Raw genomic sequence first — 17,487 nt, 5'->3', positions numbered from 1 at the left:
ACTCTCGCTTACTGTATTTGTCGCCACATGATACGACGGCTGCCGCCGCCGGATTTTTCCACCAGGGTGGTAATGCCGCCACTGGAGTCGTTCACAATCTTGCGCGTTGCGCCGTTGACGATGGCGTTCAGGGTCGGAATACCGCCGGTGAATATCACGCCACTGGAAATCGTGTCATTGCTGTCGACCACGCCATCGTTGTTGGTATCGAGCACCGCGTAGTTGAGCATCTTACCGCTGAACGCATCGAGTTCGACCAGTTTGCCAGTGCCGAAGCTGGAACAAGGGTCAGTGGTATCTACGCTCGCCGTGGTGAAGATGATCCGCCCAAGCACCAGACTGGCCTGATTGATCACCCGCTCGCCGGTCAGCGCGTTGTTATACACCAACGGCAGATACCAGCCCTTCTCGCCCGGATACGTCGTGTCGTTCTGGGTCGTGGTAATGAATTGCCCGGTACTGCCGGAGAATACGCCCGTCACTGCCTGTGCCTGCAAACTGCTGACGGTGAGCTGCCCCGAGCCGCCATCGGCATCCCAGACCGAATAGAACGCCTGCAAATCCTTGTTGGTTTTGTCGGCACTTTCGTTGAACTTGCCGGTGCCGACGAAGATCTGTTTGCCGCCCAGTGAATTGTCGGCCAGCAACGGCTGCGCGGTGATCGGCTGAGTCGTCCCGCCCGCCGTTGTGAATAACGGCTTGCCGGAAAACGCCACGCCCCAGCTGTCGGTCGAAGTGGCGCTCAAGTCGAACTTCCACAGCCGCCCTTTCAAGTCACCGCCATAGGCCGCCTGGACGACATTTTGCGAATCGACCTTGAGCTTCACAGAGGACAGACCGTTGGTGGTTTCCGTGCTGTCGATGACGATTTTCTTGATCAGCGAACCATCCCGCACATCCAGCACATACAGCGCCGCCACACCCGAGTTGCTGCCGTAACCGTTGGCGATAAACGCGGCCCAACGCCCATCGGCCAAGCGTGCCACTTCCGGCCGCGCATAGGCGTAACCCAGATCATTAAAAGCGTTGGCGGTGCTCGCGGTGGCCGGTGCGCTGACTTCCCAAAGTGCGCGAAGGACGTTGCCCGCCGAGGCGTCGAACAGTTGCAATGCATAAAATGTCTTGCCGCCGGCACCAGTACCGCCGATGGCGAGAGTTTTCCAGGCACTGTTGAGTTGCGCGTCATACACGCCAACCTGCCCGTCCACCAGAAACTTGTGGCTGACGCCGTTGATGTAATTCGGATCGGCAATCAGCCGCAGAGACGGCAACACACTGGACGGCATGTAGGCATAACGCCGGGTGCCGTTGGCCGAGTTGATCACGTTGACGAAACCGTCGTTGGCGTTCACCACCAGACTGGCATTCATGTTCGCCGCTTTGGTGGTCAGGTAACTGGTGTAAGTAGTATCACCCGAGAGGTCGGAGGCGGTTTTATCCGTAGGTGAAGCCAGCACCAGTGGCGAGTTGATGATGTCGCCCAGCAACACCGTGCGCACCTTGAGCCCGGTCTTGTTGGTGCCTTTACTCCATTCCACCAGATCATTGCCGGTGATGCCGGTGGGCAAACCTTGGCTCAGGGTGGTCTGCTGGGTCGCGGAAAAATTGCCATACGCCAGCGTCACCGCCGCGCTGCTGCTGGTATTCCACGACTGGTAAGTCGGCGCGGTCGCGCCCGGCACAATGGTGGTGTCGGTGGTCCAGAGGGTCGCAGACGTATTGACCGCGCCGGCCGAAGTAAAGCCGAAGGACTTGATCGTACCGCGCCAGTCCTTGGGGTCGTAACTGGTCTGGAAATAACTGGTGCCGCTGGCAAGCGTGGTGCCACTGGTGACACCGCTGCCGCCGGAACCGGCCTTGGAGGTGATGTCGCTCAGCGCCGACGACAATGCGGCATTGAGACCGGTGCTGTCGGTCGCCTGATAGTACCGGCCCTGCCCGTAACTCGCCGCGTCCGAGAGCATGTCGTTATTCGCGGTGAAACCCACGGTGTAGGTGTTCATGTTCTGCTTGGGGAAGTCCACCGCGTTCCAGCTCTTGCCTGCCGCATCGGTGCCCGTCGAGCGCATGTCGATATCGAAGGCGAACTTGGCGATGTCATCCAGATACAGCGTGTCGCCCTCGTTGTCGCCATTGAGGTTATTGCCGTCATTGTTGACGCCGTCCCAGTTCGGCAAGCGGCTACCTCCCAGTGGATCGTTGGTTGGAAAGGTTCGGTCATAGGTCGGCAAACCGTCGGTAATCACCACACCGTAGTTTTTCTGACAGCGATACTGGATTGGGCTGGTATACGTGGCTGGCGTGGAGTTGTAGTACGGCGCCATGCCGCGCATGTAGCGGGTAATTTCGTAATAGGTTTCGGCCAACGGCGTGTTGGCCACGGCACTCAAGTTATTGATCGCTGAAATCAGCGCGTTGTAGTTGGTGTCCGCCTGCGCCTGGGTGACGCTGCCGGAGACTGGCGACAGATCGGCGATGGAACGGGCAATGTAGCCACCATTGCCGGAGTTGTTGCTGGTGGCCGGATTGAACGTCGACAGGCCCATACGCAAGGTCCGGTTACTGGTCACCAGCGCCGTGGAAACGTTGCGTGCAACGTTGATGCGGTAGTCGTTGGGAATGGCCCCGGTGGTGAAGTCGCGGGTGCCGTTGTTGATGGCCAGCCCGACCACATAAGAAATGTAATCCCCTGAATATCGGGTATTACCGCTGCCCACCGGGTCTGGCAGTTTCAGGCACAGCGGCGCCAGGCTGTTGTTGTAGAACGCGTATGCGCCACCGGAACAACCTGAGGTCGGCAGGCTCGATAGAAATATCGGGTCGCCGCTGATCGCCGTCGAACTGAGGCACAGGCCGAGCAGCGCGTTGCACTGCCGGGCCGGCGTGCGGTCAACGGTCGGATCGAACCCCGCCGCGTAAATGATGCTGTTCATACTTCCCGAGTCGTCGATCAGCAGCATGACATTCGGTGGTACTGCCGCGGCGCTCAGCAGTGGCGAATCGGACGGCGTGAACGCATAAGCCGGCGCGGCCAGATAGAAACTCATCAGCATGCCAATCAGCAGCGATACATAGCGTTCAATACTTCGCATAGACACTCTCCACCACGCTACGCGAAGTGCCGGCAATGCCGACAGCGGTCACCCGATACAGCGTCGCCGAGGTGTTGCTCGGCACATTGACGGCGGTGAGTGTCGTCCCGATATTCTGCACACCATAAAAGCCATTGCCGGCGGCGATCCAGGTCACCCCCGAGGTCGAATTGAGCCCGGCCGCACTGATCACCGATGACTCTGCCGGTGGCGCACATTGCGTCGCGCCGCTGCACACCGCCAACGAATAACTGTCCAGTTGTACTGCGCTCTCGCCCACGCGTAACGCTGCTTCGGCGGTCTGGAACGACTGATTGCGCAGACTCACACTGCCGGCCATTTTTTCCTGCAGGTTGGCGCTCTGCATCGATGACAGGCCAATCACCGTCAGCAACAGCAGAAACACCAGACTGACCAGCAGCACCATGCCGCGCTGTGCCTGACGCTGACGCAAAGAAATCATCATTGCTCAGGCCCTCATTGCAAGCGGTTGCGCAAAGCGGCAACCACGTTGAAGGTCTGATTGGCCACCCGGTTGTTCGGGTCGGTGAGGGTCAGGCTCAGGCGTACACTGCGAATACGTGCCGGATCGGCGGGATTGCTGCTGTAAGTCGATGCCGCCACGTCCGTCGCGGAACTGGCCAGACCAAACGTCACATTGAACGCACTGACGTTGTTGACCAGCACCTGCTGGGTTGGCGTGCCGCTGCCGGTCCCCATCAGTATCTGGTTGTTACTGAAGTTATAGATCAGACGCCGGATCGGGAAAGCGATCTGCCCGGTCGCCGGACTCCGTGACCCGGTATAGGCCGTCGCGCTGTTACGGCAATCGGACAGCACCGTCCAGGTTGGCGTGCCGCCGCCACTGCCGACATCCGCAGTCACCAGGGTCAGTTTCAGATTGGCATTGTCCCAGCTGATCGGGGTGATCTGCGCCGCATTGAAATCCCCGGCTGTGCTCGAGTCGGTGATCGTGCCCAGGCAGCCAAACATGCCCACCATGCGCAGTTCCTGAATCATCTTGCTCAACACAAAACGTGCGTCCTCCTGCATGGCAGCGGCACTGTTCTGGCTCACATAAGTGTTTTTTGCCGCGATGAACGTCTGCACCACGCCCAACACCACGATCAGCCCCAGCGCCAGAGCGATGAGCAATTCAATCAGACCGAAACCGCGTTGGTTGCGCCTCATGGGGTGGCCACCGGATCCACCGCAGCGCGGCTGGTCAGCACGAAACTGCGCTGGGCACTGGCGGTATTCGCGGCCCGGGCGTCACTCCAGGTGATGGTGATGGTGTAAACCCGTTGGTTGAGTGTGATGCTGCCGGTGGCCGTCGGCCCGCCGAAATTGACGATGTTGGTCGTGAAGTCGTAGAGATCCTGATCGCGTGTGACGCCAAGGTTACCGGAGGTCGGTGGCGTGACCGTGTAATCGGCGCCGGAGTTGGCGCGAATGCGGTCCATCATGTCATAGGCAATGAAACTGGCCTGACTGGTCATGCGGGAACTGTCGGTGTACTTCAGTGCATTCAATTGCACCGCCGCCGCCCCGAGCAGTCCAACCGTCAGAATCAGCAATGCGACCAACACTTCAATCAGCGTCATGCCCTGCTGTGCGCCTTTGCTCCCTGCCCTCATCCGCAACTTCCACCCAGTTGAATTCGTCCGTTCAAACACACGTTCAGCGTCCTGCTTTGCGTTCCCAGCGTGTAACTGATGACCACCGCCGTGGACGGCGCCGCCAGACCGCCCAGATTGTTGAAATCCAGCGCGGTCACTCCAGAGGTTAGCGTCAGAGTCGCACCACTGCTCATTGCCGGAACAACCCGCAACACATTGGCCGGAGTGCCAGTACTGTCGTAGACCGACAATTCACCTGTCCAGACGCTGCCCCCGGCGGTTGGGCGAAGGCGCAGGGTCACGCCGCGATCAATTGCCTCAAGCCTTGCGAAGTTGATGGCTCTTTGTAAGTCGCCCATTTCGGTATCGGCCTTGCTGCCTTGAATCGAGCGGGTAAATGCCGGCACTGCCAGAGTCACCATGATCACGAAGATTGCCACCGCGACCAGCAATTCGATCAGCGTGAAACCTTTTGTACGATGATCCATCAATGCCCTCCGTTGCCGTCGGCTATACCTGCTTCTACACGCTAGAACATTCAACCGATCTGTGTCGGTTGATTTGCCCTGTCCGGCGCACGGATCGCGTCAAGCACCGCACTCCATGGAGGGAGTTTTCATGTCACAACAGGGTTTCAGCCTGATTGAACTGCTTATGGGACTGGCGATTGGCGCAATTGTTCTGCTACTGGTCAGTCCGGCGTTTGCCACGCTCTCGGAGTCGAACCATCGGGATCAGGCCGCGCAATCTTTGCTCTACGGCATTCGCCATGCTCGAACGTTGGCGATCACCAACAATCAGAGCGTGGTGATTCATGGCATCAATGGCGACTGGAGTCAGGGCTGGCGGATCATTCTGGATATCAGCGGCAAGGGGCCGGAGGACAGCAGCAATCCACTGCTGGTGGAGCGTGCGAGTGACGTGAAGGTGCCGATTGTCGGCAACTGGTCGGTGAGTCGTTATGTGCGGTTCAGCAGTCTGGGCCAACCACTGATGCCCGGGCGGGCCTTTCAGGCAGGGACTTTACACATATGCTCGACTCGCGAGCCGGTCAGCCAGCGTCAGATAGTGCTGGCGGCGACCGGTCGAGTGCGCCTGGGCAGTGAAAAGACTGAACAGGCGCTGTGTCAAAAAGCCAAAAACGTCAGATCGAACGGACGCGCAGTTCTTTAGGCATTGAGAACGTAATGTTCTCTTCGCGCCCGGCCAGTTCATCGGCGCCGGTAGCGCCCCAGGCCTGCAACTGCTGAATCACGCCACGCACCAGGACTTCCGGAGCAGAGGCGCCGGCGGTGATGCCAATGCGCTCGACACCATCGAACCAGCTCTTTTGCAGGTCTTCGGCGCCGTCGATCAGGTAGGCCGGCGTGGCCATACGCTCAGCCAGTTCACGCAATCGGTTGGAGTTGGAGCTGTTCGGGCTGCCGACCACCAACACCACATCGCATTCATCAGCCAGTTGTTTAACAGCGTCCTGACGGTTTTGTGTGGCGTAGCAAATGTCGTCCTTGCGTGGGCCGCCGATAGCCGGGAAGCGATTGCGCAAGGCATCGATGACCCGACTGGTGTCATCCATCGACAGGGTGGTCTGGGTAACAAAGGCCAGTTTTTCCGGGTTGTGCACCTGCAACTCGGCAACGTCTTTTTCGTCTTCGACGAGGTAGATGGCGCCGCCATTGCTGCCGTCGTACTGGCCCATGGTGCCTTCGACTTCCGGGTGACCGGCGTGTCCGATCAAAATGCATTCACGACCGTCACGGCTGTATTTCGCCACTTCGATGTGCACCTTGGTCACCAGTGGGCAAGTGGCGTCAAACACCTTCAGTCCACGGCCAGCGGCTTCCGTACGCACGGCTTGCGATACGCCGTGAGCACTGAAGATCACGATGACGTCGTCCGGCACCTGATCCAGTTCCTCGACGAATATCGCGCCACGACTGCGCAGGTCCTCTACGACGAACTTGTTGTGCACCACTTCATGACGCACGTAGATCGGCGGCCCAAAAACTTCCAGGGCGCGGTTGACGATTTCGATCGCCCGGTCCACGCCGGCGCAGAAGCCACGGGGGTTGGCGAGTTTGATTTGCATGCTGTGCCTCGTGTCTTGCGCGCAAGAAATAACGAAAACTGTGGAAAGCATTGTGGGAGCGAGCCTGCTCGCGAAGGCGGTGTGTCAGACAACATCTATGTTGAATGTCAGTCAGCATTCGCGAGCAGGCTCGCTCCCACATTTTGCCCTTTGTGCGGTCAGTTACAGCGCTTTGACGTTGATGATTTCGACGTCAAAGGTCAGCGTCTTCCCCGCCAGCGGGTGGTTGAAGTCGATGGTCACTTGCGCGTCATCGAATTCTTTCACCACACCCGGCAACTCAGTATTGGCCGCATCGTTGAAGATCACCAGCAAACCCGGCGACAGTTCCATGTCGGCAAACTGCGAGCGCGGAATGATCTGTATGTTCTGCGGGTTCGGCTGGCCGAAAGCATTTTCCGGCTCGACGGTCAGCGTACGTTTGTCACCTGCCTTGAAACCGAACAATGCCGCTTCGAAACCCGGCAGCAGGTTGCCGTCGCCGACCTTGAAGGTCGCCGGGGCCTTGTCGAACGTGCTGTCGACCGTGTCGCCGTTCTCCAGGCGCAATGCAAAGTGCAAGGTGACTTCCGTGTTCTGGCCGATGCGTTGCTCAGCCAATACCTGTTCAGTCATGAACGGCTTCTCCGGTTTTCTTGGATTTGAACATGTCCAGTGCCAGCATCACCGCACCGACGGTGATGGCGCTGTCGGCGAAGTTGAACGCTGGGAAGTACCAGCGGTTCTGCCAGTGCACCAGAATGAAATCGATCACATGGCCCAGGGCGATGCGGTCATACAGATTGCCCAGCGCACCGCCCAGCACCAGCGCCAGAGCGATGGCCAGCCAGGTTTCGTTACGACCAAGACGTTTGAGCCAGACCACCAGCACTGCGCTGACCACGATCGCGATCAGAGCGAACAGCCAGCGCTGCCAGCCGGAGCTGTCAGCCAGGAAGCTGAACGCAGCGCCGGTGTTGTAGGCCAGGGTCCAGCTGAAGTAATCGGGAATGATCACGATCTGCTGGAACATTTCGAGCTTGCCTTCGAAGTAGAACTTGCTGGCTTGGTCGATGACCAGAACCAGCAAACTCAACCAGAGCCAGCCCAACCGTCCGAAACGGCCAACGGCATTAGGCATAGTGACGAACCTCGCCAGCGCCGCTGATGTTGTCGACGCAACGACCGCAGATTTCCGGATGCTCCGGGTTCACGCCGACGTCTTCACGGCAATGCCAGCAACGGGCGCATTTCGGGAAGGCCGACTTGACGATCTGCAGCTTCAGGCCGCTGACTTCGGTGACTACCGCGTCAGCCGGCGCCTGCACGAACGGCGCGACGCTGGCGGTCGACGTGATCAGAACAAAGCGCAGCTCGTTGCTCAGCTTGGCCAGATCGGCGCTCAGCGCCTCTTCGGCGAACAGCGTCACTTCGGCCTGCAGGTTGCCACCGACGGCCTTGGCCGCGCGCTGGATTTCCATCTCTTTGTTGACCGCAACCTTCACTTCCATGATGCGATCCCAGTAGGCGCGACCCAACTCGAAGCCTTCCGGCAGCTCGGTCAGACCTTCGTACCAGGTGTTGAGCATCACCGATTCGTTGCGCTCGCCCGGCAGGTATTGCCACAGTTCATCGGCGGTGAACGCGAGGATCGGCGCGATCCAGCGCACCAGCGCTTCGGAGATGTGGAACAGCGCGGTCTGGCACGAGCGACGAGCCTTGCTGTCGGCGCCAGTGGTGTACTGACGGTCCTTGATGATGTCGAGGTAGAAACCACCCAGCTCCTGCACGCAGAAGTTGTGGATCTTCGAGTAGACGTTCCAGAAACGGTATTCGCCGTAGTGCTCTTGCAACTCGCGTTGCAGCAGCAGGGTGCGGTCTACCGCCCAACGATCCAGCGCGAGCATTTCTTCTGCCGGCAGGATGTCGGTGGCCGGGTTGAAACCGGTCAGGTTCGAAAGCAGGAAGCGCGCGGTGTTACGGATACGACGGTAGGCGTCCGCACTGCGTTGCAGGATCTGCTCGGAAACAGCCATCTCGCCGGAGTAGTCGGTCGATGCCACCCACAGACGCATGATGTCGGCGCCCAGGGTGTCGTTGACTTTCTGCGGCGCGATCACGTTGCCCAGCGACTTGGACATCTTGCGGCCGGACTCGTCGACGGTGAAGCCGTGGGTCAGCAGCTCGCGGTACGGCGCGTGGTTGTCGATCGCGCAACCGGTCAGCAGCGACGAGTGGAACCAGCCACGGTGTTGGTCGGAGCCTTCCAGGTACAGGTCGGCGCGCGGGCCGCTCTCGTGGCCCATCGGATGCGAACCGCGCAGGACGTGCCAGTGCGTGGTACCCGAGTCGAACCAAACGTCGAGGGTGTCGCTGATTTTGTCGTACTGCGGCGCTTCATCACCCAGCAGTTCGGCGGCGTCGAGTTTGAACCAGGCTTCGATGCCTTCGACTTCAACGCGCTTGGCGACTTCTTCCATCAGCTCGACGGTGCGTGGGTGCAACTCGCCGCTTTCCTTGTTGAGGAAGAACGGAATCGGCACGCCCCAGTTGCGCTGACGCGAGATGCACCAGTCCGGACGGTTGGCGATCATCGAGTGCAGACGCGCCTGGCCCCAGGCCGGAACGAACTTGGTGTCTTCGATGGCTTTGAGCGAACGCACACGCAGGGTGTCGCCGCTGACCGGCTCTTTGTCCATGCCGATGAACCACTGCGCAGTGGCGCGGTAGATCAGCGGGGTCTTGTGGCGCCAGCAGTGCATGTAGCTGTGTTCGATGACGGTGGTGTGCATCAGCGCACCGACTTCGGTCAGCTTGTCGACGATGGCCGGGTTGGCCTTCCAGATGAACTGACCGCCGAAGAATTCCAGCGACGGCACGTAAACGCCGTTGCTCTGCACCGGATTGAGGATATCGTCGTTGACCATGCCGTACTTCTTGCAGGTCACGAAGTCGTCTACGCCGTAGGCCGGGGCGGAGTGAACCACGCCGGTGCCAGCGCCCAGTTCGACGTAGTCAGCCAGATACACTGGCGACAGACGGTCGTAGAACGGGTGACGGAAGTTGATCAACTCCAGTTCTTTACCGGTGGTGGTTGCGATCACCGAACCTTCAACGCCGTAACGCGCCAGACAGGCTTCAACCAGCTCTTCAGCCAGAACCAGCAGCTTGTCGCCGATATCAACCAGTGCGTAGTTGAATTCCGGGTGAACGTTCAGCGCCTGGTTGGCCGGGATGGTCCACGGTGTGGTGGTCCAGATCACGATCGAAGCAGGCTTGCCCAGCGACGGCAGACCAAACGCGGCAGCCAGTTTGGCTTCGTCGGCGATCGGGAAGGCTACGTCGATGGTCGAGGACTTTTTGTTCTCGTACTCGACTTCGGCTTCGGCCAGGGCCGAACCGCAGTCGAAGCACCAGTTCACAGGCTTGAGGCCTTTGAAGACGAAACCGCCTTTGACGATTTCGGCGAGGGCGCGGATTTCACCGGCCTCGTTCTTGAAGTCCATGGTCTTGTACGGGTTGGCGAAATCGCCCAGCACGCCGAGACGGATGAATTCGGTCTTCTGACCTTCGATCTGCTCAGTGGCGTAGGCACGGCACAGCTCGCGGGTCTTGTCCGCGCCCAGATTCTTGCCGTGGGTCACTTCAACCTTGTGCTCGATCGGCAGGCCGTGGCAGTCCCAACCCGGAACGTACGGCGCGTCGAAACCCGAAAGGGTTTTCGAGCGGATGATCATGTCCTTGAGAATCTTGTTCAGTGCGTGACCGATGTGGATCGTGCCGTTTGCATACGGAGGGCCGTCGTGCAAGACGAACTTCGGACGATCCTTGCCAATCTCGCGCAACTTTCCGTACAGGCCAATACGGTCCCAGCGCTGCAGGATCTGCGGTTCGCGCTGTGGCAGGCCGGCCTTCATTGGGAAGGCGGTGTCCGGAAGGTTAAGCGTGGCTTTATAGTCGGTCATTTAAGGCTCTTCATTAGCGATGGGCGCTAGGTGCGGCTAGTGCACGGGCGGTGGCGACATCCGCATTGATCGCCGTTTTCAATGCCTCCAGAGAGGCGAAGCGCTGCTCTTCACGCAGCTTTTGGTGGAAAACCACCGTCAAACGCCGGTCATACAGATCGCCGGCAAAATCTAAAAGATGCACTTCAAGGTGGGCTTTGCCATCACCTTGCACCGTGGGCCGCACGCCGATATTGGCGACGCCGGGCCAGGTCTTGCCGTCGATATCGACATCCACCAGATACACCCCGGTGAACGGTACGCGACGACGCTTGAGTTGAATGTTGGCAGTGGGCGTACCCAGTTGCCGGGCCAGTTTCTGGCCATGCAGCACGCGACCGGCGATGCGGTACGGGCGGCCAAGCAAACGTTCGGCCAAGGCAAAATCCGCAGCGGCTAACGCGTTGCGCACCTGGGTGCTGCTGACGCGAATGCCGTCCAGCTCGACGGTTTGCGCAGCTTCAACGGTAAAACCGTGAACCTGCCCGGCCTGCAAGAGAAAATCGAAATCGCCGAGGCGGTCGCAACCGAAGCGGAAATCGTCACCGACTTCCAGATGCTGTACGCCGAGGCCGTCCACCAGAATGGTGTCGACGAACTCACTGGCGCTCAGTTTGCTCAGGCGCTGGTTGAACGCCAGGCACAGGACCCGGTCAACGCCTTCGGCCGCCAGCAGTTGCAGTTTGTCGCGCAACCGCGCCAGACGTGCCGGAGCGGTTTCTGGCGCAAAGAATTCCCGTGGCTGCGGCTCGAAAATCACCACGCAGCTGGGTACGCCCAACTCATGCGCACGCTCACGCAGTCGGGCCAGGATAGCCTGGTGACCACGGTGAACACCGTCAAAGTTGCCAATAGTGGCGACGCAGCCCCGATGCTGGGGGCGCAAGTTGTGGAGGCCTCGAACCAGCTGCATAACGCGCTTCTTGCTCATAAAGTGGTCGATTATAACCACACCCGACGGTCGACGACAGGCAACACCGTAACGCAAAGTGATCGAGCCGACAAAACTGCCGACCCGCGCCCGTTTATAATGGGTGAAACCTCAGCTCAAGGCCTTGCGATTGAAGTCGCGCAGGCGGAAACCGAGCAGCAGCAACATGCCGAAATACGCAACCACACCGGCAACAACCAAAGCGCCAAGACGCAGGAAGCGCTCAAGCATGTGGCCTTGATCCCACGCGGGCATGAAATGCATGCCCAGCAGCAGCACCGCCGACATCACTGTGACCGCCACCACCAGTTTGAAAGCGAACTTGGCCCAACCCGGTTGCGGCTGATACATCTGCTGTTTGCGCAGTTGATAGAACAACAACCCGGCATTCAGGCAGGCACCGGCACTGATCGCCAGCGCCAGACCGGCGTGCGCCAACGGCCCAATCAACACCAGGTTGAACAATTGAGTGACCACCAGCGTGAAGATCGCGATTTTCACCGGGGTACGGATGTTCTGTTGCGCATAAAAGCCCGGCGCCAGCACTTTGATCACGATAATCCCGAGCAAACCGACCGAATAGGCAATCAACGCCCGCTGGGTCATTTCGGCATCGAAGCCACTGAACTGACCGTACTGGAACAACGATACGGTCAACGGTTCAGCGAGAATCCCCAGTGCCAGCGAACACGGCAGCACCAGCACAAAGCACAGGCGCAGGCCCCAATCGAGGATTCGCGAATACTCGTGGCGATCCTTGCTGGCGTAGGTTTTGGCCAGTGTCGGCAACAGAATGGTGCCGAGCGCCACACCCAAGACGCCGGACGGTAACTCCATCAAACGGTCCGCGTAATACATCCACGACACCGAGCCTGCGACCAGAAACGAGGCGAAGATGGTGTTGATGATCAGCGAAATCTGACTGACCGACACGCCTAGGATCGCCGGCAACATCTGCTTCATCACCCGCCAGACGCCGGTATCGCGCAGATTGAGGCGCGGCAACACCAACATGCCGATCTTTTTCAGATGCGGCAGTTGATAAAGCAGTTGCGCCAGACCACCCACCAGTACGGCCCAGCCCAGGGCCATGACTGGCGGATCGAAATACGGCGTCAGGAACAGCGAGAACACGATCATGCTGACGTTAAGAAGGGTCGGCACAAACGCCGGTACCGAAAAGCGGTTCCAGGTATTGAGAATTGCACCGGCTAGCGAGGATAACGAGATCAGCAATATATAGGGGAACGTCACCCGCAGCAGATCGGAGGTGAGCTGGAATTTTTCCGGTGTATCGGTGAAACCGGGCGCCGTGGCCCAGATCACCCAGGGCGCAGCGATCATGCCCAGCGCAGTGACCACGGCCAACACCAACGTCAACAAGCCCGAAACGTAGGCAATGAAGGTGCGTGTCGCTTCTTCGCCCTGCTGGCTTTTGTATTCGGCCAGAATCGGCACGAATGCCTGCGAGAAAGCGCCCTCGGCGAAGATCCGCCGCAGCAGATTGGGCAATTTGAAGGCGATAAAGAAGGCATCCGTCGCCATCCCGGCGCCGAATGTGCGAGCAATGAGGGTGTCACGAACAAACCCCAAAACCCGGGAAAGCATCGTGATAGAGCTGACGGCGGCCAACGATTTGAGCAGATTCATTGAGGGAATTTGTGCCTGTCGATAAACAGCAGGCGAACAAAGCGCCTACTTGTGCGATACTCCGCGCCGCAGCAGCACAGAGCCAAAGCTCGCGAGTTTACAGGTCAAGCGCCGGAAATAAATATCCCGCCTCTTTATACCTACCACTTAGCGGAACGTTTCAAGTGCCCTTGACAAGACTTCAACTCATCGGCATGATTCGCGGCCTATTTTGTTTGCTATTTCCTAAAAAGTCTTTCGAGGAGCTCGACGGTGGCCAACTCACCTTCCGCCAAAAAACGTGCAAAACAGGCTGAGAAGCGTCGCAGCCACAACGCCAGCCTGCGTTCCATGGTTCGCACCTACATCAAGAAGGTAGTTAAAGCCAGTGACGCAAAAGACGCTGAAAAAGCTCAAGCTGCATACGTTCTGGCTGTGCCAGTTATCGACCGTATGGCCGATAAAGGCATCATCCACAAGAACAAGGCTGCTCGTCATAAGAGCCGTCTGAATGGCCACGTCAAAGCGCTGAAAGAAGCTGCTTAATCGACGTAGTCATTAAAAAACCGACCTCAGGGTCGGTTTTTTATTGCCTGCGATTTACTGAACACAGAGCAAAAAAATGTAGGAGTGAGCCTGCTCGCGATAGCGATTAGTCAGACAAACATTTGCTGACTGACACACCGCCATCGCGAGCAGGCTCACCCCCACAGTTGGTTTTGCGGTGTTACTGCTGGACCGGCACCCACGGCAGAATCGGGATGGCGGTCACGGCGTTCTGCGGACTGCCTTCGATCACTCGATCGCTGTAGACCAGATACACCAGCGTGTTGCGTTTCTTGTCGAGGAAACGCACCACCTGCATGGTCTTGAACACCAGCGACGTGCGCTCCTTGAACACCTCGTCACCGTCCTTCAGTTCGCCCTTGAACTTGATCGGACCAACCTGACGGCAAGCAATAGAAGCCTCGGCACGATCTTCAGCCAGACCCAACCCACCTTTCACGCCGCCAGTCTTGGCGCGCGACAGATAACAGGTCACGCCCTCGACCTTCGGATCATCAAACGCCTCGACCACGATCCGGTCGTTTGGGCCGACGAGCTTGAACACTGTCGACACCTGACCGATTTCCTCGGCCGAGGCCAGCAATGGCAGCGCCATCAACAGACCCAACAATCCTTTTGCTACACGCATCAAGTTTTCCTTAAACCAGAATCAGGTTGTCACGGTGAACCAATTCCGGCTCAGCCATGTAACCCAGCAAACCGACAATCGCCTCTGACGACTGGCCGATAATTTTTTGCGCTTCCAGCGCACTGTAATTGGCGAGACCACGGGCGATTTCGCGACCATCCGGCGCCACACAGACCACCATCTCACCGCGACGGAAACTGCCCTGCACCAACTTCACGCCCACCGGCAGCAAACTCTTGTTGCCCTGGGACAATGCCGACACCGCTCCATCATCCAGCACCAGCGTGCCGCGGGTTTGCAGGTGCCCGGCCAGCCACTGCTTGCGCGCCGCGAGCATGCCGCGCTCAGGCGACAGCAAGGTGCCGATGCGCTCGCCCGCTTTCAGGCGATCAAGCACGCGCTCAAGACGCCCACCCACGATGATGGTGTGCGCACCGGAACGCGCAGCCAGACGCGCTGCACGCAACTTGGTCTGCATGCCACCACGCCCCAGCGCACCGCCAGTTCCGCCGGCAACCGCATCCAGAGCCGGATCATCAGCGCGCGCCTCGTAAATCAGCTGAGCATCAGGATTGTTGCGCGGATCAGCGTCGAACATGCCATCGCGATCCGTGAGAATCACCAGCAGATCAGCTTCGACCAGGTTAGCCACCAGCGCCGCCAGCGTGTCGTTGTCACCAAAACGGATTTCGTCGGTGACCACGGTGTCGTTTTCGTTGATCACCGGGATGACTTTCAGCTCGACCAGCGCGCGCAAGGTGCTGCGGGCATTCAGGTAGCGCTTGCGATCGGAGAGGTCGTCGTGAGTCAGGAGAATCTGCGCAGTGTGCCGACCATGCTCGGCGAAGCTCGACTCCCAAGCCTGCACCAACCCCATCTGGCCAATTGCAGCGGCCGCCTGCAGCTCGTGCATCGCACTGGGTCGTACGGTCCAACCCAAACGACTCATGCCTGCCGCCACCGCCCCGGAGGACACCAACACCAACTCGACGCCAGCCTCATGCAAGGCCACCATCTGTTCGACCCAGACACTCATTGCCGCGCGATCCAGCCCTTTGCCATCAGCTGTCAGCAAAGCGCTGCCGATCTTCACGACCCAACGCTGCGCACCTGTCACCTTGCTCCGCATCATCTTCAACCTTAGCTTGAGGACAGCGCGACCTGGCACTGCCCGTGACGTTAATCGTGGCTATTGCTGACCAACGATCGATTTCCAGATACTAAAACGCCGCTCGATTGAGCGGCGTTCAAGTTTATCGCAACGGATCAGTCACGCACGTAAATGATTTCCGGACCGTCTTCGTCATCCACATCTTCTTCGTCCCAATCATCGTCACCGATGTCGTGGACCGACTTCACGCCGCTGCGACGCAGGGCACGCTTGTCATCCAGCGCCTGCAGTTGCGCACGGGCTTCGTCTTCGATGCGCTGATCGAGATCGGCCAGCTCTTCTTTGTAAGCCGGGTCATTGGCCAGGCGATCAGCACGATCTTCCATGTAACGCATGATGTCATGACACAGACGCTCGGTACCAATCTTGGCGATGGCCGAGATCACGTAAACCGGACCAGTCCACTCCAGGCGATCAACGATTTCCTTGACGCGCTCTTCGTGCTCTTCTTCAAGGATCTGGTCGCACTTGTTCAGTACCAGCCAGCGATCACGCTCAGCCAGGGACGGGCTGAACTTGATCAGTTCGTTGACGATCACTTCCGCAGCATCCGGTGCGCTAGTGTCATCCAGCGGCGCCATGTCAACGAGGTGCAACAACAGACGCGTACGCGCCAAGTGCTTGAGGAAGCGGATACCCAGGCCAGCACCGTCGGAAGCACCTTCGATCAGACCCGGGATGTCGGCAACGACGAAGCTCTTCCAGCGATCGACGCTGACCACACCGAGGTTTGGCACCAGCGTGGTGAACGGGTAGTCGGCAACTTTCGGCTTGGCGGCCGAGACCGAACGGATGAAGGTACTTTTACCGGCGTTCGGCAAGCCCAGCAGACCAACGTCAGCCAGTACTTTCATTTCCAGTTTCAGGTCACGCTGCTCACCCGGCTTACCCGGCGTGGTCTGGCGTGGCGCACGGTTGGTACTGGATTTGAAACGAGTGTTACCCAGACCGTGCCAACCGCCCTGCACGACCATCAACTTCTGGCCAGCCTTGGTCAGGTCGCCGATGACTTCCTGAGTCGCCGAGTCGATCACGGTCGTGCCGACCGGAACGCGCAGGATCAGGTCCTCACCTTTCTTGCCGGTGCAGTCGGTACTGCCGCCGTTGGAGCCACGCTCGGCATCGAAGTGCCGGGTGTAACGGTAGTCCACCAGGGTGTTGAGGTTTTCGTCAGCCATCATGTAGATAGAGCCGCCGTCACCACCATCACCACCGTTCGGGCCACCGTTCTCGATGAATTTTTCCCGACGGAAACTCATGGCGCCATTGCCGCCATCACCAGCCTTTACGCGAATCGATACTTCATCAACAAACTTCATAACCAACGCCTCTCGCCATACGGACGAGCCGAAAAACAATCAAGACATAAGACTCTTGCAAAAATGAGCGCAGCGACCCCAAAACACGACCTGCATCGCACGCCGACAGCCCATACAAACAGTTTTGCAAGAGACTCACCCCACAAACGAAAAAGCCCCGTCGCAAGACAGGGCTCTTCCAGCGATCTCGCGATTAAGCCGCGACAACGCTCACGTAACGGCGGTTGAACGCGCCTTTTACTTCAAACTTGATCACGCCTTCGATTTTAGCGAAGAGGGTGTGATCTTTACCCATGCCTACACCGTAACCGGCGTGGAATTGGGTGCCGCGCTGACGCACGATGAGGTTGCCCGGACTGATTGTCTGGCCGCCATACATCTAGACGCCAAGGCGCTTGGCTTCGGAGTCGCGCCCGTTACGGGGACTACCACCAGCTTTTTTGTGTGCCATGAGTTCAC

At 58.9% G+C, this 17,487-nt stretch carries 16 protein-coding genes and 1 pseudogene; 2 read left to right on the top strand and 15 right to left on the bottom strand.

From position 1 onward, the window contains the following. Positions 1-8: 8 nt before the first annotated feature. Genes ACIOWE_RS17435 through ACIOWE_RS17415 form a run of 5 tightly spaced genes read right to left on the bottom strand, consistent with a single transcriptional unit; the run spans position 9 to position 5,199 of the window. Positions 9-3,092 carry a pilus assembly protein gene (locus tag ACIOWE_RS17435; RefSeq protein ID WP_401393765.1) on the bottom strand — a complete coding sequence of 1,028 codons (3,084 nt, stop codon included), beginning with the start codon at positions 3,090-3,092 and terminating at the stop codon, positions 9-11. Then, positions 3,079-3,558, bottom strand: a complete 480-nt coding sequence (locus ACIOWE_RS17430; protein ID WP_401393763.1) for a PilX N-terminal domain-containing pilus assembly protein — start codon at positions 3,556-3,558, stop codon at positions 3,079-3,081. Before ACIOWE_RS17430 ends, ACIOWE_RS17435 begins: the two co-directional genes overlap by 14 nt. An 11-nt stretch (positions 3,559-3,569) precedes the next feature. After that, the gene (locus tag ACIOWE_RS17425; protein ID WP_401393760.1) at positions 3,570-4,283 is read right to left on the bottom strand and encodes a PilW family protein; all 714 of its coding nucleotides are present in this window, start codon (positions 4,281-4,283) and stop codon (positions 3,570-3,572) included. After that, positions 4,280-4,729 (bottom strand): type IV pilus modification protein PilV, encoded by a 450-nt coding sequence (pilV, locus tag ACIOWE_RS17420; RefSeq protein WP_401393757.1) that lies wholly within the window; start codon positions 4,727-4,729, stop codon positions 4,280-4,282. Before pilV ends, ACIOWE_RS17425 begins: the two co-directional genes overlap by 4 nt. After that, positions 4,726-5,199, bottom strand: coding sequence for a GspH/FimT family pseudopilin (locus ACIOWE_RS17415; protein WP_401393755.1), 474 nt, complete (start codon positions 5,197-5,199; stop codon positions 4,726-4,728). Before ACIOWE_RS17415 ends, pilV begins: the two co-directional genes overlap by 4 nt. 130 nt (positions 5,200-5,329) lie before the next feature. On the opposite strand from ACIOWE_RS17415, the gene ACIOWE_RS17410 reads away from it, so the two are divergent. Next, a complete protein-coding gene (locus ACIOWE_RS17410; RefSeq protein WP_401393752.1) occupies positions 5,330-5,884 on the top strand; it encodes a GspH/FimT family pseudopilin in 555 nt (184 codons plus the stop codon). Here ACIOWE_RS17410 and ispH read toward each other — a convergent pair. The 6 genes from ispH to murJ form a co-directional block, all read right to left on the bottom strand. Continuing rightward, the gene (ispH, locus tag ACIOWE_RS17405) at positions 5,856-6,800 is read right to left on the bottom strand and encodes a 4-hydroxy-3-methylbut-2-enyl diphosphate reductase (protein ID WP_401393749.1); all 945 of its coding nucleotides are present in this window, start codon (positions 6,798-6,800) and stop codon (positions 5,856-5,858) included. The genes ACIOWE_RS17410 and ispH overlap by 29 nt on opposite strands. A 162-nt stretch (positions 6,801-6,962) precedes the next feature. Then, complete coding sequence (gene fkpB / locus ACIOWE_RS17400; RefSeq protein WP_401393870.1) at positions 6,963-7,400, bottom strand: FKBP-type peptidyl-prolyl cis-trans isomerase; 438 nt, start codon at positions 7,398-7,400, stop codon at positions 6,963-6,965. 7 nt (positions 7,401-7,407) lie between these two features. After that, positions 7,408-7,920 (bottom strand): signal peptidase II, encoded by a 513-nt coding sequence (gene lspA, locus ACIOWE_RS17395; RefSeq protein ID WP_401393746.1) that lies wholly within the window; start codon positions 7,918-7,920, stop codon positions 7,408-7,410. Continuing rightward, positions 7,913-10,744, bottom strand: coding sequence for an isoleucine--tRNA ligase (gene ileS, locus ACIOWE_RS17390; RefSeq protein ID WP_401393743.1), 2,832 nt, complete (start codon positions 10,742-10,744; stop codon positions 7,913-7,915). Before ileS ends, lspA begins: the two co-directional genes overlap by 8 nt. A gap of 13 nt (positions 10,745-10,757) precedes the next feature. Then, a complete protein-coding gene (ribF, locus tag ACIOWE_RS17385; RefSeq protein WP_177431386.1) occupies positions 10,758-11,696 on the bottom strand; it encodes a bifunctional riboflavin kinase/FAD synthetase in 939 nt (312 codons plus the stop codon). Positions 11,697-11,825: 129 nt separating this feature from the next. Further along, positions 11,826-13,364: a murein biosynthesis integral membrane protein MurJ gene (gene murJ / locus ACIOWE_RS17380; RefSeq protein WP_401393739.1), complete on the bottom strand. Its 1,539-nt coding sequence runs from the start codon at positions 13,362-13,364 to the stop codon at positions 11,826-11,828. A gap of 252 nt (positions 13,365-13,616) precedes the next feature. Here murJ and rpsT point away from each other — a divergent pair, with 252 nt between their 5' ends. Beyond that, positions 13,617-13,889: a 30S ribosomal protein S20 gene (gene rpsT / locus ACIOWE_RS17375; protein WP_401393736.1), complete on the top strand. Its 273-nt coding sequence runs from the start codon at positions 13,617-13,619 to the stop codon at positions 13,887-13,889. Between the two features lie 181 nt (positions 13,890-14,070). On the opposite strand, the gene ACIOWE_RS17370 is transcribed toward rpsT, so the two are convergent. The 4 genes and pseudogenes from ACIOWE_RS17370 to rpmA form a co-directional block, all read right to left on the bottom strand. Beyond that, positions 14,071-14,538, bottom strand: a complete 468-nt coding sequence (locus ACIOWE_RS17370; protein ID WP_201228557.1) for a CreA family protein — start codon at positions 14,536-14,538, stop codon at positions 14,071-14,073. 10 nt (positions 14,539-14,548) lie between these two features. Further along, positions 14,549-15,667, bottom strand: coding sequence for a glutamate 5-kinase (gene proB, locus ACIOWE_RS17365; protein WP_401393733.1), 1,119 nt, complete (start codon positions 15,665-15,667; stop codon positions 14,549-14,551). Between the two features lie 137 nt (positions 15,668-15,804). Further along, on the bottom strand, positions 15,805-17,028 hold the full coding sequence (gene cgtA, locus ACIOWE_RS17360; protein WP_103303602.1) for an Obg family GTPase CgtA: 1,224 nt from the start codon (positions 17,026-17,028) through the stop codon (positions 15,805-15,807). 193 nt (positions 17,029-17,221) lie between these two features. Next, a pseudogene (gene rpmA / locus ACIOWE_RS17355) lies at positions 17,222-17,479 on the bottom strand (50S ribosomal protein L27). Positions 17,480-17,487 lie beyond the last annotated feature (8 nt).

Source organism: Pseudomonas sp. NPDC087598 (genome assembly GCF_044743525.1).
GTDB lineage: Bacteria > Pseudomonadota > Gammaproteobacteria > Pseudomonadales > Pseudomonadaceae > Aquipseudomonas.
Note: the sequence above shows the minus strand (reverse complement) of the source record. Positions and strands in the feature narration are given on the sequence as shown.

Coding starts and splice junctions, on each gene's coding strand:
- ACIOWE_RS17435 (WP_401393765.1), bottom strand. CDS start 3,092: ATGCGAAGTATTGAACGCTATGTATCGCTGCTGATTGGCATGCTGATG.
- ACIOWE_RS17430 (WP_401393763.1), bottom strand. CDS start 3,558: ATGATGATTTCTTTGCGTCAGCGTCAGGCACAGCGCGGCATGGTGCTG.
- ACIOWE_RS17425 (WP_401393760.1), bottom strand. CDS start 4,283: ATGAGGCGCAACCAACGCGGTTTCGGTCTGATTGAATTGCTCATCGCT.
- pilV (WP_401393757.1), bottom strand. CDS start 4,729: ATGAGGGCAGGGAGCAAAGGCGCACAGCAGGGCATGACGCTGATTGAA.
- ACIOWE_RS17415 (WP_401393755.1), bottom strand. CDS start 5,199: ATGGATCATCGTACAAAAGGTTTCACGCTGATCGAATTGCTGGTCGCG.
- ACIOWE_RS17410 (WP_401393752.1), top strand. CDS start 5,330: ATGTCACAACAGGGTTTCAGCCTGATTGAACTGCTTATGGGACTGGCG.
- ispH (WP_401393749.1), bottom strand. CDS start 6,800: ATGCAAATCAAACTCGCCAACCCCCGTGGCTTCTGCGCCGGCGTGGAC.
- lspA (WP_401393746.1), bottom strand. CDS start 7,920: ATGCCTAATGCCGTTGGCCGTTTCGGACGGTTGGGCTGGCTCTGGTTG.
- ileS (WP_401393743.1), bottom strand. CDS start 10,744: ATGACCGACTATAAAGCCACGCTTAACCTTCCGGACACCGCCTTCCCA.
- ribF (WP_177431386.1), bottom strand. CDS start 11,696: ATGCAGCTGGTTCGAGGCCTCCACAACTTGCGCCCCCAGCATCGGGGC.
- murJ (WP_401393739.1), bottom strand. CDS start 13,364: ATGAATCTGCTCAAATCGTTGGCCGCCGTCAGCTCTATCACGATGCTT.
- ACIOWE_RS17370 (WP_201228557.1), bottom strand. CDS start 14,538: ATGCGTGTAGCAAAAGGATTGTTGGGTCTGTTGATGGCGCTGCCATTG.
- proB (WP_401393733.1), bottom strand. CDS start 15,667: ATGCGGAGCAAGGTGACAGGTGCGCAGCGTTGGGTCGTGAAGATCGGC.
- cgtA (WP_103303602.1), bottom strand. CDS start 17,028: ATGAAGTTTGTTGATGAAGTATCGATTCGCGTAAAGGCTGGTGATGGC.